Source organism: Rhodopseudomonas palustris, assembly GCF_003226555.1.
In the GTDB taxonomy this organism is placed as follows: domain Bacteria; phylum Pseudomonadota; class Alphaproteobacteria; order Rhizobiales; family Xanthobacteraceae; genus Rhodopseudomonas; species Rhodopseudomonas palustris_I.
This window is the reverse complement of sequence record NZ_QKQS01000006.1, coordinates 491,251-505,765: the sequence shown is the minus strand read 5'-3', so window position 1 is coordinate 505,765 and position 14,515 is coordinate 491,251. Positions and strand designations below refer to the sequence as shown.

The window sequence follows — 14,515 nt, the reverse complement described above, 5'->3', positions numbered from 1 at the left end:
GGCTCTCGTCTCACTCGGCCGCTTCGGCTTTGACGATCGGGGTGAAGTAGGGCGGGTTCTTCTTGCGCAGGTCGGCAATGATGTCGTCCTTGCCGGTGTAGCGGCGCAGGCTCTCCGACTTGGCGATCTCCTCCGGCAGGTGCGCGTCCGACAGCATGCGCTGCGTGACGAAGCCGCGATCGGTCGGGATCTCGTCCTTCGAGATGTCGAGGCCCGAGAGCTGATGCATCGGCGAGTAGATGCCGTTGTAGATGTCGCGGGCGAACCGCACCCAGCCTTCGAAGCCCTTGTACGGGCCGTTGTGATAGGCGTGGGCGTTGAGGTAGGGGACGCGCACCTTCTTGGCGACTTCGCCAGGGCGCTTGCCGGTGAAGATGATGTCCGGCTGCAGCTTCTCCAGCGCCTCGAGCCCTTCGAGTTCGTTGGGATCGTCGATCGCCAGCGCATCCTCGCCGCAGCGGGCGATGCCCTTCTCCATGTCGCCCTGGTGGCCGAACTTGGTGTAGACCGAAACGACCTTGACGCCCATCTCCTCTTCGATGACGTGGGCCCAGTGCCACAGCTTGGAGCCGCCCGGCCACAGGCAGACCTTCTTGCCCTTCAGCCGTTCCTTGTACCAATCGAGCTCGGGCTTCCAGCGCGCGGTCTCTTCGGCGATGATCTTCTCGGCGCGGTCCTCGATGCCGAAGAACATGCCGATCTTGCGCAGCGACTGCGACAGCGGCTCGAAGCCGAAGCCGTCGATGTCGAGCCGCGGAATGCCGTAGCGCACGCGCAGCTCGTTGCAGATGTATTCGGCCGAGCGGGCGCATTCGAGCACGTTGAGATGCGCGCGGTGCATCGCCCGCAGCCCGTCATAGGTGCCGTTGCCGGTGAAGGTCGACAGCACCTGAATGCCCATCCGGGTGAAATAGTCGAGCATCACCTCCTGGTCGCCCTGGATGTTGTATTCGCCGACATAGTTGATGACGTAGTCCGAGGTGATCTCGGGCTCGACGTTGCCGACCTTGTCGTTGATCCAGGCGATGTTGATCTTGTGGTGACCGCCGGACTGGCTGGGGCCGCCGAAGCCGGGCGAATTGCAGGTGAAGATGTCGACGTCCGGCATCTCCTCCATCACCTCGGCGGCGACCGCGTTGATGTCGTCGCCGATCAGCGCGGTGGCGCAGGTCTGGTAGATCGTCATCCGCTTGATGTCGGGGCAGGCCTTGAATGCCTCGATGATGTTCTGCTTCAAGAGGCCCTCGGCACCGAACACGATGTGCTTTTCGCGCACGTCGGTGGCGAAGGTGTATTTGAGCTGGAAGTTGTTGTTGTCGGAGATGTAGCGCTTGGTCTGCCAGGTGTCGTAGGTGCAGCCGACGGGGCCGTGACTCATGTGAATCACGTCCTTCATCGGCGTGCCGATCACGTGCTTGGCGCCGCAATAGGCACAGCCGCGCTCGGAGATCGATCCGGGGATGGTGTTGAGATAGCCGAGCGGAAGCGCGGTGGCGAGATTGTCGCCAGTGCCCTTGGTGACGGCGTGCTTCTTACGTTCGGGGAGACATTTCGAACAGTCGAACTCGTGATATGGCATCTTGTTGTCCTCGTGCGGGAAGTACGCCGTCAGGCGCGGGGTGCGCAGGTCAGTCCATCAGGCCGTATTTCACGACCATCTTTTCGAGTTCATCCATCGTCAGCGGCTTCGGAATCACGAAGTCCTTGTTGTCGATGATCGCGGCGCCGAGCTGCTTGTATTCGAGCGCCTGATCGGCCTCGGGATCGAACTCGGTGACGGTCTTCTTGTTGAATTCGGCCTTCTGCACGATGTTGTCGCGCGGCACGAAGTGGATCATCTTGGTGCCGATCGCCGCGGTGAATTCCTCGAGGAATTCGCGCTCGCCGTCGACCTTGCGGCTGTTGCAGATGATGCCGCCGAGCCGCACGCCGCTCTGCTTGGCGTATTTGACGAGGCCCTTGCAGATGTTGTTGGCGGCGTAGATCGCCATCATCTCGCCGGAGGCGACGACGTAGACTTCCTGCGCCTTGCCGTCGCGGATCGGCATCGCGAAGCCGCCGCACACCACGTCGCCGAGCACGTCGAAGAAGATGAAGTCGAGATCGTCGGTGTAGGCCTGGTTGGCCTCCATCAGGTCGATCGCGGTGATGACGCCGCGGCCGGCGCAGCCGACGCCCGGCTCGGGTCCGCCGGATTCGACGCAGCGGATGTCCTTGAAGCCGCTCTTCACCACGTTCTCGAGCGTCACCTTCTCGGCGCCCAGCGTGCGCAGCGTATCCATCACGGTGTCCTGCGGCTTGCCGCCGAGGATCAGGCGGGTGGAGTCCGCCTTGGGATCGCAGCCGTGAATGAAGATGTTCTTGTCGTGATAGAACGCGAGCGCTGCCGCCGTGTTCTGAGTGGTCGTCGATTTTCCGATGCCACCCTTGCCGTAGATCGCCACCTTGCGCGTCATCTGCTGAAACTCCTGCGATGAGTTGATCAGGACGATGAGTTGTCCATCGCCTCGCCATCGTTAAGAGCAACGGGCGTGCCAACGTGCGCGCACGCCTTGGCGCGAAATCGGAAGTACGCGAAAGGGAAAAAGCCAAGCGCGGGTTGCTAGCGACGGATGCTAAGCGTTCGCATGCATTCGAGATGATGAGGTCCGACGAGGGAGCGCCGAGAACGCCCGTGGATTGGTCACTGTGTGCGGTGGCGACGACGACCAAGAAAGCGCACCGGAGACGACGCCTCAGGTCTCGCATCGCGAGCTGGCGATCGAAATGTTCGTCTGACGTAAATTCTCAAGGAGGCGTGACGCGAGCCGTAACTTCCGACCGGTTTGTGCCGGGATCAAGGAAAGTAACGTCGAGCGTAAATTTCGATGCCCAGATTTACCGGGTGGTCGATTGCGCGGACGTTCTGCACCAACGCAAAACGGCGGCCCGTGAGAGCCGCCGTCGGAAGTTTCGATGCACAAGATGAGAAGACGTCAGTTCCGCGGCCGGAGCCCAGCGGTGCGGAACGTCTTGTAGGTCAGGCCGTGGCGGTCCATCCGCAGGCCGAGCATCCGCCGCGTCAGGCCGAGCGCGGTGGCTGCTTGGCCGACATTGCCGTTCGAGGCCTTCAGTGCCTCGACGATCATTTCGTATTCGACCGCCGTGACACGGTCTTCCAGCGTGCCGCTGAAGCCGGTGCCGGTCTCGGTCGGTGTCTGCAGCGATGGCGGCAGATCGTAACCGTGGATCACGCCTTCGTCGGCCAGGATCACCGAACGTTCGATCACGTTCTCCAGCTCGCGGACATTGCCGGGCCAGTGATAGCTCATCAGCATGTTGATCGCCGGCGTCGAGATCCGCTTGATCGGCTTGCCGATTTCGGCCGAATAGGTGGTGACGAAATGGTCGGCGAGGGTGATCACATCGGAGCCGCGATCCCGCAGCGGCGGGATCGTGATCGGGAACACGTTGAGCCGATAGTATAGATCCTCGCGGAAAGTGCCCTCGGCGACCATGTCGGCGAGGTTGCGGTTGGTGGCGGCGATGATCCGGACGTCGACCTTGACCGGCTTGGCGCCGCCGACCCGCTCGAACGTGCGTTCCTGCAGCACCCGCAGCAGTTTGGCCTGGGTCGGCAGGCTGAGTTCGCCGACTTCGTCGAGAAAGATCGTGCCGCCGGAGGCCTGTTCGAAATAGCCCTTGTGGGTCGCCACCGCGCTGGTGAAGGCGCCGCGTTCGTGGCCGAACAGTTCGCTTTCGGCTAGCGCTTCCGGCAACGCCGCGCAGTTCGCCTTGATGAAGGGGCCGTCGGCGACCGGGCTGTTGTAGTGCAGGGCGCTCGCCACCAGCTCCTTGCCGACGCCGCTTTCGCCGAGCAGCAGCACGGTGGCTTTGGTCGAGGCCACCTTGTGCACCATGGCGTAGACGTCCTGCATCGGCTTCGAATTGCCGATGATATTGGCCGGTCGAAAACGCTGTTTCAGCTCGCTTTTCAGCCGCCGGTTTTCAGCCTCGAGCCGCACCTTGTCGACGTTCTCGATCAGATAGAGTTCGACCGCCGGCGCGATCAGCGAGGCGACCATGGCGAGCAGCTCGGCGTCCTGCTTCAGCAGGCGCTGATTCATATAGACGCGCTCGGCGCAGATGGTGCCGAGCACCTTTTGGGCGAGCACGATCGGCACGCAGAAGAACGCCAGCTTGTCGTGCTTGCGGCCCTTGTTGTGGGCGCGGGTGCGATCGAGGAAATCCGGGTTGTCGATCACCCGCGGGATGATGATCGGCTTGCCGGTCTCGACCACCTTGCCGGTAATGCCCTCGCCGGGTGCGTAGATGCCGCGGCCACGTTCTTCCTCGGTCAGTCCGAAACTGTCGTGGATGAAGATCGCGTCGGAGTGGCGGTCGTACAGCATCATCACGCCGCGCTGCATCCTCATCTGCTGGCGCATGCCGTCGAGAATGATCGACACCAGCGTGGCGAGGTCGGCGTTCTGCGTCAGCACCTGATTGATGCGAAACAGGATCTGCAGCACGTTGACCCGGCATTCGCCGGTGAAGCAATGCGAGAATTCATCGACGAAGCCGGCTGGGTCCTGGTCGAGATCGAGCGTCGTCGGGCGCTTTGCGCGTTCGGGCTGCACAGGATCCGGCGCGATCCGGCGTTGATTTTGGGCCGTCGGCATCGCTCACTCCACCGGCATGATCGTCAGAGCGATCGTTTCGGCGCTGACGCCGCTGATCTGCAGCAGCAGTTCGCCGGCCGATAGCTGGTAGCGCACCAGCTTGCGGACGCCGTCGCAATTGGTCGCGCCCCTGAAGCCGCTCGGTTTCAGGGGCTGGTCGCCCTGAACGGCGTCGACCCAAGCGGCTGTCGACAGCGCGACCGTATAGGTGCCGGCCTCGCTCACTTGCTTGATGCGGATGAAGCCGGCGAAGCGCCCCGGGGCCGAGCTGCGCTCGGGCGGCTTCGGCAAGGAGGCGTCAGCCGCGGGCTTCAGGGAGAGGACGATCGTGCGGTTCGGCAGCGCATCCAACGTCTGGCCGGACGCCGATTGCATCCGATCGGATGCGGTGAGGCTGGCTCGCTCGCGATCTACAGGCCATTTGAAGGCGGCGCAGCCGTTCGGCTCCGCGGCCAAGGCCGTGGCGGTGGAAAGTCCGAAAAGGATCAGAATGATCGCGGCCTGTCGGGCGTGTGCGATCGACATCATGCAGGCTCCAACCTTCGATCGGCAAATCATGCGATCGAGTTGCAGATGGTTGGAACCCTCGTTCCTGATGAAGGTGGGCGCTTACGGCGCGGCACCGTCATCAAGATAGCAAAAGCGGCGCGAGATGGAAGCGCGCTGCATCAAAAGCTACGCGCCTCCGTGTCGCAGCGTCAGGCCGGCTGCGCGCCGGTCTTGATCACCGTGCCGACGTGCTGACCGCGCAGCGCCGCGGTGAGCTTGCCGGACTTCAGGCCGTTGACGACCTGCACCCGCTCGATGTGGCGGGCATTCGCCATCACATCGAACAGCGCGCGGTCGAGTGGCAGCGTGCCGTCGTGCTTGGCCAGATCGGCATAGCTGGTCTCGGCGATCAGCTCGGCCTTGTCGCCGCCGGGGCCGTTCGGATCGGCGCTGAACACGCCATCGACGTCCTCGACGATGGTGAGCCCGGCGGCCCCGAGCGCGTCCGCGAGCAGGAAGGCGCCGACGTCGCAGCGATGCGGCGGCAGCCGCGCGCCAGGGAATTCGTGATTGTGATAGGGCGGGAAGGCGCTCGCCACCACCGCGCGGGTTGCGGCGAGATGGATCGCGAGCTGGTTCGCCACCGTCGGCTTCTCGACGTAGGACACGCCCTCGGGCGCCAGCAACGTCGCCAGGATGTGACCGTTCTGGCCGGCTTCGCTGGCGGCGAGCGGTGCGAGCGAGCCGACCGGCAGGCCGAGATCGAGCGCGACGCTGTAGAGATGCTGATAGTGATTATTTGTGAGGAAGTTCAAGGCGTTATGTAGCTATTAGTGGCAACACTCACGTCGCGTGCCGCGAGGCTTGTGCTGATCACGAAAATCCCGGTCGCCGACGGATACCGTCAGGGCTGGGCCGATGGGCGGCTCGGGGACCGTGCCTTCGGTGGCCTGGCTGCGGTGCCGTCTGTCGGCGCGATCCCGCTGAAGTCGATCGCTTCGCCACGCATTCGCGACAGCGTCTCAAGTGCGCGGTCACGGTCGCCCTCGAGTAGTTCGCAGTAATGCGTCTCGGCAGCGTTCGGGCGGCGCTGCCGGATCGCGCGTAGCGTCGCGGCCATCAGGTCGGCGCTGTGCCGGCGAATTTTCCGGGTCTGATAGTCGAGCGGTGACTTCCAGATCGTGGTCCACACCGTCTGGTTGGCGAGGTCGGCGAGGAGTTCGACCAGCAGCTCGTTGCCGGAGCCGCGCGCAATGGTTCTGACCGCGCGAGTGGTTGTCCGCGCGAAGCTGATTGGATCGTCGGTTTCGACGCCCGCGTTCAATTCGTCGCAGCGCCGCGCCAGCGTCTCGACGAAGCTCTCGATCGGCGCGGTCGCCATCGTGCGTACCGCCAGCATCGAAAGCGCGGTGCGGACGTTGAACAGATCGGCCACCGACTTCAGCGACAGCGGTTTGACGTAGGCGCCGCGCCGCGGGGTGAGCTCGACCAGGCGACGCCGTTCGAGAATGCGGATCGCTTCACGGATCGGGCCGCGGCTGACACCGAAGTCGCGCGCGAGGTCGAGTTCGACCAGACGCTCGCCGGCCTTGCGGCGGCCGGAGACGATATCGGCGCCGAGTTCTTCGGCGATCTGATCCGGCAGCGTGCGCAGAGAGAAGCGACCCGACGGCATGGTCTCGTCGTCGGTCTCAGGCCTGCGATAGTTGGTCGCTGCCATGATGTCTCCTCGGCCTTCTCAGCGGCGGAACGCGCTGCGTCTCCTTTCCTAGCGCGACAGTCGATTGTTGACAATCGACAACCGGTGCCCTTTGATGACGTCCGCCGGCGCCGGTCAGAGACCGGCGACAAGCCGAAAAGGCGACGGCCCGCACGCCCACGCTGCGGATCAAGGGAGGGAGATGGCGATGACGTTCGCGCAGATGCGAACCAGCACCCGCACCGTCGGGTCGAAGGCGTGTGCAACATTCGCCGCGTCGTCGGACATTCTCCAGCCCGAGATGTCCGCGGCCGTCCCCGCTGCCGTTGCCTGCGCGATCGTGGGCTGACGCGCAGTGATGTCAGTTGCTCAAGCAAATGCCCTGGACCGCGCGACCGTGTCGGTTCGCGCCGAGCAGCCGCTGCTCGCGGTGCGCGATCTGTCGCTGTCGTTCGCGACCGCGAGCGGCTCGCTGCCGATCACGCGCAACGTCGGCTTTTCGATCGCGCCCGGCGAGCGCGTCGGCCTGGTCGGCGAGAGCGGCTGCGGCAAGACGGTCACCGGGCTGTCGCTTCTGCGGCTGCTGCCGGCGCACAACGCGCAGGTCCGCGGCGAGATCAGGTTCGACGGCGTCGATCTGTTGAAGCTGTCGCCGCGGCGGATGCGCGCGGTGCGCGGCCGCGACATCGCGATGATTTTTCAGGAGCCGATGAGTGCGCTCGATCCGGTGTTCACCGTCGGCGATCAGATCAGCGAAGCCTATCGGGTGCATTTTCCGGTCAGCCGGGCCGAGGGCCGTGACCGCGCCATCGAGGCGCTGCGCGAGGTCGGCATTCCGGCGCCGGAACGGCGCTGCGACGAGTATCCGCATCAACTCTCCGGCGGCATGCGGCAGCGCGTGATGATCGCGATGGCGCTGATCTGCAAGCCGAAGCTGTTGATCGCCGACGAGCCGACCACCGCGCTCGACGTCACCGTGCAGGCCCAGATCACCGACCTGCTGCGGTCGCTGAGCGAACGGACCGGTACCGCGCTGATTTTCATCACCCACGATCTCGGCGTTGTCGCCGAGACCTGCACGCGGATGATCACGATGTATGCCGGCGAGGTCGTCGAAGACGCACCGGTCGACGGCGTGCTGACGAGGCCGCGCCATCCCTACACGTCGGGTCTGCTGCGTTCGCTGCCGGGACTCAGCGCGCGCCGCGGTGTGCTGTCGTCGATTCCCGGCCGCGTGCCGTCGCCGAATGCGATGCCGGCCGGCTGCCGGTTTCGCGCGCGCTGCGCCCACGTGGTGGCCGGTTGCGAACGCGAGCAGGCGATGGTCGAAGTCGATGCCGGCCATGGCGCTCGCTGCTGGCGCGCGGCCGAGCTAGCGTTGCCGGGAGCGGTGAATTGACCGATTCAACTTCGCCCACTCCGAGCGAGATCATCGCGGTGCGCGATCTGCGCATTCTGTTCCCCACCCGTGACGGCCATGACACCGTCAAGGCCGTCGACGGCATGGACTTCGAGGTTCGCACCGGCGAGACCTTCGGCATCATCGGCGAATCCGGATCGGGCAAGACCACGCTGGGACGCGCTTTGGTGTCGCTGCTGAAGCCCACAGAAGGACAGATCCTGCATCAGGGCGTCGATCCCGCCGCGCTCGGCGCCAAGGCATTCCGCCGGCATCGCCGCGACTACCAGATCGTGTTTCAGGACCCCAACGCGGCGTTGAACCCTCGGATGACCATCATCGACAGCGTGATGGAGCCGCTGGAAATCGTTGGCGAAGGCGATGCTGCATCACGCCGTCGCCGGGGCATCGCTGCGATCGAGCGGGTCGGTCTGTCTCCCGAGGCCGCCGATCGCTATCCGCACCAGCTCTCCGGCGGACAGAAGCAGCGCGTCAACATCGCGCGGGTGCTCACGCTGCGTCCCAAGGTGATCGTCTGCGACGAGGTCGTGGCCGCGCTCGACGTCTCGATCCGCGGTGACGTGCTCAACCTGTTCGCCGATCTGCAGCGCGAGTTCGGCCTGACCTACGTGTTCATCACCCACGACATCTCGGTGGTGTCGCACATCTCCGACCGGATTGCCGTCACCTATCTCGGCAAGCTGATGGAGCTCGGGCCCGCCGAGGACGTGATCGAGCACCCGTTGCATCCTTATACGCGCGCGCTGCTGTCGGCCGAGCCGATCCCGCTGCCGTCGCATCTGCGGGTCGATCGCCGCATCATTCTCGAAGGCGAGATCCCGAGCCCGGTGGCGCCGCCGTCCGGCTGCCGGTTTCGCACGCGCTGCCCCTCGGTGCAGCCGCGCTGCGCCGCCGAGGAGCCGGCGTGGCGCGAGGTCAGGTCGGGACACCGCGTCGCCTGTCATTTCGCGACCACGGAAGGTCCGCCACCCGATCAACGACAAGCAGAAAACACAACAATCATGGGAGGACCAACATGCGCGTGATCGATTTGGGAAACCGCACCTTACGCCGTCGCGAAGTTCTGGCGCTGTTCGGCGGCGCCGCCGCGGCCGGCGTGCTCGGGTTGCCGGGCGAAGTGCTGGCCGCCAAGACCGGCGGCATTCTCAAGGTCGCTGCGCCTGCCAATCCGTCGTCGCTCGATCCGGCGACCGGTGGCGCCGGCTCCGATCACAGCATCCTCTGGACCATGTACGACACGCTGGTCGAATGGGACTACGACACCTTGAAGCCGAAGCCCGGCATGGCGAAGTGGTCGTATCCCGATCCCAAAACCATGGTGCTGGACATTTCCGACGGCATCAAGTTTCACGACGGCACGCCGCTCGACGCCGAGGCAGTCAAGTTCAACCTCGATCGCAATCGCTCCGACCAGCGTTCCAACGTCAAATCCGATCTGCTGACCATCGAAGCTGTTGAAGTGACCGGCCCGCTTCAGGTGACGCTGAAGCTGAAGAATCCCGACACCTCGCTGCCGGCGATCCTGTCGGACCGCGCCGGCATGATGGTGTCGCCGACCAATATCAAGGCGCTCGGCAACGAAACCGACCGCAAGCCGGTCGGCGCCGGCCCGTGGAAGTTCGTGCGCTGGAACGACAATGAGATCATCGTCGTCGCTCGTAACGAAAACTACTGGCGCAAGGGTCGGCCGTTCCTCGACGGCATCGAGTTCAACATCATCCCGGAGAACGCCACGGCGCTGCGCTCGGTTGTTGCCGGCCAGAACGACATGGCGTTCCAATTGCCGGCGCGGCTGAAGCCGGTGATCGAGCGCGCCAAGGATCTCAAGCTGGTGTCGTCGCCGACGCTGTACTGCATCCAGGTCTATTTCAACTACGCCCGCGCGCCGCTCGACAACGTCAAGGTCCGCCAGGCGATCAACTTCGCGCTCGATCGCGAAGCCTTCGTCAAGGCGACGCTGAGCGGCCTCGGCGAGCCGGCGCGGATGACGCTGCCGAGCACGCACTGGGCCTACGCCAAGGATGTCGCCGGCACCTACCCGCACGATCCGGAGAAGGCGAAGAAGCTGCTCGCCGAAGCCGGCTACAAGGATGGGCTGGAAATGACGATCGGTGGCTACACCGATCAGGATTCGGTGCGGCGAGGCGAAATCATCCAGGATCAGCTCGGCAAGGTCGGCATCAGGCTGAAATTCACCCGCGGCACCATCGCCGAGATCAGCGCGCAGTTCTTCGCCCAGGAGAAGAAGTTCGATCTGTTGGTGTCGGCCTGGACCGGCCGGCCTGATCCGAGCATGACCTACGCGCTCGGTTTCGACAAAGGCGCCTACTACAACGCCGGCCGCACCGCAGATCCCGAGCTGTCGAAGCTGATCCAGGAGAGCCGGGCCAGCCAGGATCTCGCCGAGCGCGCCGCGGTGTTCGCCAAGATCCAGCGGATCACCGTCGGACAGGCGCTGTCGGCGCCGTTGGCGTTCCAGTTCGAGCTCGATGCGCTGTCGGCGAAGGTCAAGGACTTCAAGCCGAACCTGCTCGGCAAGCCGAAGTTCGAGAACGTCTCGCTCGCCTGATCGTCCGGCGCCGCGAGAGATCGCGGCGCCCCTTCTCTGGACTGGTTTCGCCATGTTGAACGCTCCGCGTCTGCGCATCATCGGTCGCCGCCTGCTGCACGCGGTACCGGTGGTGGTGCTGTCCACCTTCATCGTGTTCGGTCTGCTCAAGCTGGTGCCGGGCGACGTCGCGGTGACGCTGGCAGGCGACAACGCGTCCGAGCAGCGCATCGCCGAGATCCGCGAACTCTACGGCCTGAACCAGCCGTTCCTGGTGCAATACGGCTCGTGGCTGGCGAAGGCGGTGCAGGGCGATCTGTCGAATTCGCTGGTGTCGAGCGAGGCGGTGCTGACTTCGATCGAACGCTGTCTGCCGCACACGCTGCTGATCGTGGCGCTGGCGCTGCTCACAGCGCTGGTGATCGGTGTGCCGCTCGGCATCGCGGCTGCGGCGAAGCCCGGCTCGTGGATCGACGGGATCGTGATGGCGGTCGCTTCGCTCGGCGTCGCGGTGCCGAATTTCTGGCTCGGCATGCTGCTGGTGGCGTTCTTCTCGCTGCAGCTCAACTGGTTGCCGGCCACCGGTGCGGTGTCGCTGATGAAGGACCCGGCCGCCGCGCTCAGTCACGCTCTTCTGCCGGCACTGGCGCTCGCCTCCGGCGGCATCGCCGAGGTGGCGCGGCAACTGCGCTCCTCGCTGGTCGAGATCATGTCGTCGCAGCAGGTCCGCACGCTGCACGCCAAGGGGCTGCCGCCGTCGTCGATCCTGTGGCGGCACGGCCTGAAGAACGTCAGCGTCAATCTCCTCACCGTGATCAGCCTGCTCGCCAACCGGATGCTGGCCGCGACCGTGGTGGTGGAGGCGGTGTTCGCCATTCCGGGGATGGGCGGCCTGATCGTCAACGCCGCGATGAACCGCGATTTCCCGGTGGTGCAGGGCGTGGTGTTCACCATGGTGCTGATCGTAGTCGCGCTCAATCTGCTCACCGACATTCTCTACAGCGTGCTCGATCCGAGGATCTCGACATGACCACGGTCTCGCTCACCGCCGCGCAGCCACACCATCGCCGCCGCCGGATGCGCCGTTTCCTGCGCTGGTTCGTCTCCGATCTGCGCGGCGCCATCAGCCTGACGTTCCTGCTGGTGCTGCTAGTGATTTCGCTGCTGGCGCCGTGGATTGCGCCATACGATCCGGTCGCCCAGGATATCGATGCGGCGCTGGCGCCGATGTCGGCACAGCATTGGCTCGGCGCGGACGATCTCGGCCGCGATACGCTGAGCCGGTTGATCTATGGCGGCATGGCGTCGCTGTATGCGAGCTTCCTGGCGGTCGCGATCGCCGTGCTGATCGGCGTCCCGGTCGGCATCCTCGCCGGCTATCTCGGCGGCTGGGTCGACACTATGATCAGCCGCGTCATCGACAGTTTCCTGTCGTTCCCGGCGATCGTGCTGGCGATCGCGGTGACCGGCGCGCTCGGCATCGGGCTCACCAACGGCATGATCTCGGTCGGCATCGTATTCGCGCCTCAGCTCGCGCGGCTGGTGCGCGCCCGGACGCTGGTGGTGCGGCAGGAGCTGTATGTCGACGCCGCGCGCTGCTTCGGTGGCTCGACCGGCCGCATCCTGTGGCGGCACGTGCTGCCGAACGCGATTCAGCCGGTTATCGTACAGGTGACGCTGCTGCTGGCCGCCGCGCTGCTCGCCGAGGCGAGCCTCAGCTTCCTTGGCCTCGGCATTCAGCCGCCCGACCCAAGCTGGGGCGCGATGCTGGCGCGCGCTTATCAGAACATGGAGATCGCGCCGGAGCAGATGTATCCGCCCGGGCTCGCCATCCTGTTCACCGCGCTCGCCTACAATACGCTCGGCGAATCCTTGCGGGCGGCACTCGATCCGACGATGAAGCGCAACTGATCAAACAAGAACAACAAGGACGAGACATGACCGTGGACGCCAAGGAAGCCGACTATCTGGCGAAGCTGCACGAGCTGTGGGCCAAGGCGTGGCCGAAGGGCACGCCGCGCGAGCCGCAATATCTGCACGGCGAAGTCGCGCTCAGCGAGTACCTGCGCGCCTGGGCAAAATCGGCGCCGCTGCGGCCGGCGGTGATCTTCTACGGCCACGTCACCACCTACGCGGATCTCGACGAGCAGAGCGACCGTTTTGCTGCGTTGCTGATGCAGAAGGGCGTGAAGAAGGGCGATCGGGTCGCGGTTTTCCTGCCGAACTGCCCGCAGTTCCACATCGTGTTCTTCGGAATCCTGAAGCTCGGCGCGATTCATGTGCCGGTCAGCCCGCTGTCGCGCGCGTTCGAGCTGTCCTACGAGCTCAACGATACCGACGCCGAAGTGATCGTGGCGCTCGACCAGCTCGCCGGCGTGGTCGAGCAGGTGCGCGCCGAGACCTCGCTGCGTGAAGTGATCGTCACCAGCTTTGCCGACGTGATCCCCGCCGATCCGACGATTCCGGTGCCGGACTCGGTGAGCGGTCCTCGTATCGCGGTGCCGGGCGCGACCGACCTGCTACCGGCGCTCGCGGCGCTGCCGAAGCCGGAGCCGCTGCCGCCGGCATCGCTCGACGATGTCGCGGCGCTCAACTACACCGGCGGCACCACCGGCATGCCGAAGGGCTGCGTCCACACCCAGCGCGACATGGTCTACACAGCGGCCGCCAACCACGGCATCTCGGTGGTGGCCGATCAGAACAGCGTGTTCCTGTCGTTCTTCCCCGAATTCTGGATCGCGGGTGAAAACTTCGGCCTGATCTTCCCGCTGTTTACCGGCGCGACCCTGGTGCTGCTGGCGCGCTGGGATGCGCTCGGGGTGCTGAGCGCGATCCAGCGCTACAAGGTCAACGTTACCGCGATGCCGGTCGACGGCGCGGTCGAATTGATGGATCACCCACGCTTCAAGGAGTTCGATCTGTCCTCGCTCAGCCAGGTGCGGGTGGTGTCGTTCGTCAAGAAGCTCAACCCGACCTATCGCAAGCGCTGGAAGGATCTCACCGGTACGATCCTGACTGAGGCAGCGTGGGGGATGACCGAGACCCACACCTCCAACACCTTTACGGCAGGCTTTCAGGGGGATGATTTCGATCTGGTGTCGCAGCCGATCTTCGTCGGCCTGCCGGTGCCGGGTGCTGAATTCAAGATCACGGACTTCGAGACCGGTGAACTGGTGCCGCTCGGCGGCGAGGGCGAAATCCGCGTCCGCACGCCGTCGCTGCTCAAGAGCTACTGGAATAAGCCGGAAGCCACCGCGCAATCGTTGGTCGATGGCTGGCTGCGCACCGGCGACATCGGCACCATCGATCCGCAGGGCTTCCTGCACTTCCTCGGCCGCCGCAAGGAGATGCTCAAGGTCAAGGGCATGAGCGTGTTTCCGCCGGAGATCGAGGCGCTGCTCGGCCAGCATCCGAAGGTGCTCGGTTCGGGCGTGGTCGGGCGCGACGATCCCGGCAAGGGCCAGGTACCGGTCGCCTTCATCCAGCTCAAGCCGGAAGCCGAAGGCACCATCACGCCGGCCGAGCTGCAGGCCTGGTGCGCCGAGCGCATGGCGGTCTACAAGGTTCCGGAGATCCGTATTATCGACGCGCTGCCGATGACCGCGACCGGCAAGGTGAAGAAGCAAGAGCTCAACGCCAACGCGCCGCTGTGAAACGAGACGGCCGGCAACGCACAGGCGTTGCCGGCCCAAAGCTAC

12 protein-coding genes and 2 pseudogenes are annotated in these 14,515 nt (G+C 64.9%); 8 read left to right on the top strand and 6 right to left on the bottom strand.

What is annotated here, in order from left to right:
- Positions 1–10 precede the first annotated feature (10 nt).
- The 6 genes and pseudogenes from anfD to DNX69_RS04215 all read right to left on the bottom strand — a co-directional run bounded on the left by anfD (position 11) and on the right by DNX69_RS04215 (position 6,870).
- On the bottom strand, positions 11–1,579 hold the full coding sequence (gene anfD / locus DNX69_RS04240; RefSeq protein WP_110784738.1) for a nitrogenase iron-iron protein, alpha chain: 1,569 nt from the start codon (positions 1,577–1,579) through the stop codon (positions 11–13).
- A 49-nt stretch (positions 1,580–1,628) separates the two neighbouring features.
- Positions 1,629–2,456: a nitrogenase iron protein gene (gene nifH, locus DNX69_RS04235; RefSeq protein ID WP_110784737.1), complete on the bottom strand. Its 828-nt coding sequence runs from the start codon at positions 2,454–2,456 to the stop codon at positions 1,629–1,631.
- A 519-nt stretch (positions 2,457–2,975) separates the two neighbouring features.
- Positions 2,976–4,661 carry a sigma-54 interaction domain-containing protein gene (locus DNX69_RS04230; RefSeq protein WP_207803107.1) on the bottom strand — a complete coding sequence of 562 codons (1,686 nt, stop codon included), beginning with the start codon at positions 4,659–4,661 and terminating at the stop codon, positions 2,976–2,978.
- 3 nt (positions 4,662–4,664) lie between these two features.
- Entirely contained in the window at positions 4,665–5,189 is a 525-nt protein-coding gene (locus DNX69_RS04225; protein ID WP_110784736.1) for a hypothetical protein, read from the bottom strand.
- 170 nt (positions 5,190–5,359) lie between these two features.
- Positions 5,360–5,938, bottom strand: a pseudogene (locus DNX69_RS04220) (molybdenum storage protein subunit alpha); the annotation flags it as partial.
- Between the two features lie 116 nt (positions 5,939–6,054).
- Positions 6,055–6,870: a GntR family transcriptional regulator gene (locus tag DNX69_RS04215; RefSeq protein WP_110784735.1), complete on the bottom strand. Its 816-nt coding sequence runs from the start codon at positions 6,868–6,870 to the stop codon at positions 6,055–6,057.
- Positions 6,871–7,051: 181 nt separating this feature from the next.
- Here DNX69_RS04215 and DNX69_RS26225 point away from each other — a divergent pair, with 181 nt between their 5' ends.
- The 8 genes and pseudogenes from DNX69_RS26225 to DNX69_RS04180 all read left to right on the top strand — a co-directional run bounded on the left by DNX69_RS26225 (position 7,052) and on the right by DNX69_RS04180 (position 14,470).
- Complete coding sequence (locus tag DNX69_RS26225) at positions 7,052–7,198, top strand: hypothetical protein (protein WP_165825173.1); 147 nt, start codon at positions 7,052–7,054, stop codon at positions 7,196–7,198.
- 141 nt (positions 7,199–7,339) lie between these two features.
- A pseudogene (locus tag DNX69_RS26875) lies at positions 7,340–7,903 on the top strand (ABC transporter ATP-binding protein); the annotation flags it as partial.
- A 30-nt stretch (positions 7,904–7,933) separates the two neighbouring features.
- Positions 7,934–8,248: an oligopeptide/dipeptide ABC transporter ATP-binding protein gene (locus DNX69_RS26870; RefSeq protein ID WP_425327291.1), complete on the top strand. Its 315-nt coding sequence runs from the start codon at positions 7,934–7,936 to the stop codon at positions 8,246–8,248.
- Positions 8,245–9,294 carry an ABC transporter ATP-binding protein gene (locus DNX69_RS04200; RefSeq protein ID WP_110784732.1) on the top strand — a complete coding sequence of 350 codons (1,050 nt, stop codon included), beginning with the start codon at positions 8,245–8,247 and terminating at the stop codon, positions 9,292–9,294. The genes DNX69_RS26870 and DNX69_RS04200 overlap by 4 nt, the downstream gene beginning before the upstream one ends.
- A complete protein-coding gene (locus DNX69_RS04195; RefSeq protein ID WP_110784731.1) occupies positions 9,285–10,838 on the top strand; it encodes an ABC transporter substrate-binding protein in 1,554 nt (517 codons plus the stop codon). Before DNX69_RS04200 ends, DNX69_RS04195 begins: the two co-directional genes overlap by 10 nt.
- Positions 10,839–10,890: 52 nt before the next feature.
- Positions 10,891–11,847 (top strand): ABC transporter permease, encoded by a 957-nt coding sequence (locus DNX69_RS04190; protein WP_110784730.1) that lies wholly within the window; start codon positions 10,891–10,893, stop codon positions 11,845–11,847.
- Positions 11,844–12,728 (top strand): ABC transporter permease, encoded by an 885-nt coding sequence (locus DNX69_RS04185; protein WP_110784729.1) that lies wholly within the window; start codon positions 11,844–11,846, stop codon positions 12,726–12,728. Before DNX69_RS04190 ends, DNX69_RS04185 begins: the two co-directional genes overlap by 4 nt.
- Before the next feature lie 26 nt (positions 12,729–12,754).
- Positions 12,755–14,470: an AMP-binding protein gene (locus DNX69_RS04180; protein WP_110784728.1), complete on the top strand. Its 1,716-nt coding sequence runs from the start codon at positions 12,755–12,757 to the stop codon at positions 14,468–14,470.
- Positions 14,471–14,515: the final 45 nt, after the last annotated feature.

Bases quoted from the DNA above. Each gene is read 5' to 3' on its own strand.
- DNX69_RS26870 (WP_425327291.1), top strand. From the start codon at position 7,934: ATGATCACGATGTATGCCGGCGAGGTCGTCGAAGACGCACCGGTCGAC.
- DNX69_RS04180 (WP_110784728.1), top strand. From the start codon at position 12,755: ATGACCGTGGACGCCAAGGAAGCCGACTATCTGGCGAAGCTGCACGAG.
- DNX69_RS04225 (WP_110784736.1), bottom strand. From the start codon at position 5,189: ATGATGTCGATCGCACACGCCCGACAGGCCGCGATCATTCTGATCCTT.
- DNX69_RS04190 (WP_110784730.1), top strand. From the start codon at position 10,891: ATGTTGAACGCTCCGCGTCTGCGCATCATCGGTCGCCGCCTGCTGCAC.
- DNX69_RS04185 (WP_110784729.1), top strand. From the start codon at position 11,844: ATGACCACGGTCTCGCTCACCGCCGCGCAGCCACACCATCGCCGCCGC.
- DNX69_RS26225 (WP_165825173.1), top strand. From the start codon at position 7,052: ATGGCGATGACGTTCGCGCAGATGCGAACCAGCACCCGCACCGTCGGG.
- anfD (WP_110784738.1), bottom strand. From the start codon at position 1,579: ATGCCATATCACGAGTTCGACTGTTCGAAATGTCTCCCCGAACGTAAG.
- nifH (WP_110784737.1), bottom strand. From the start codon at position 2,456: ATGACGCGCAAGGTGGCGATCTACGGCAAGGGTGGCATCGGAAAATCG.
- DNX69_RS04195 (WP_110784731.1), top strand. From the start codon at position 9,285: ATGCGCGTGATCGATTTGGGAAACCGCACCTTACGCCGTCGCGAAGTT.
- DNX69_RS04230 (WP_207803107.1), bottom strand. From the start codon at position 4,661: ATGCCGACGGCCCAAAATCAACGCCGGATCGCGCCGGATCCTGTGCAG.
- DNX69_RS04215 (WP_110784735.1), bottom strand. From the start codon at position 6,870: ATGGCAGCGACCAACTATCGCAGGCCTGAGACCGACGACGAGACCATG.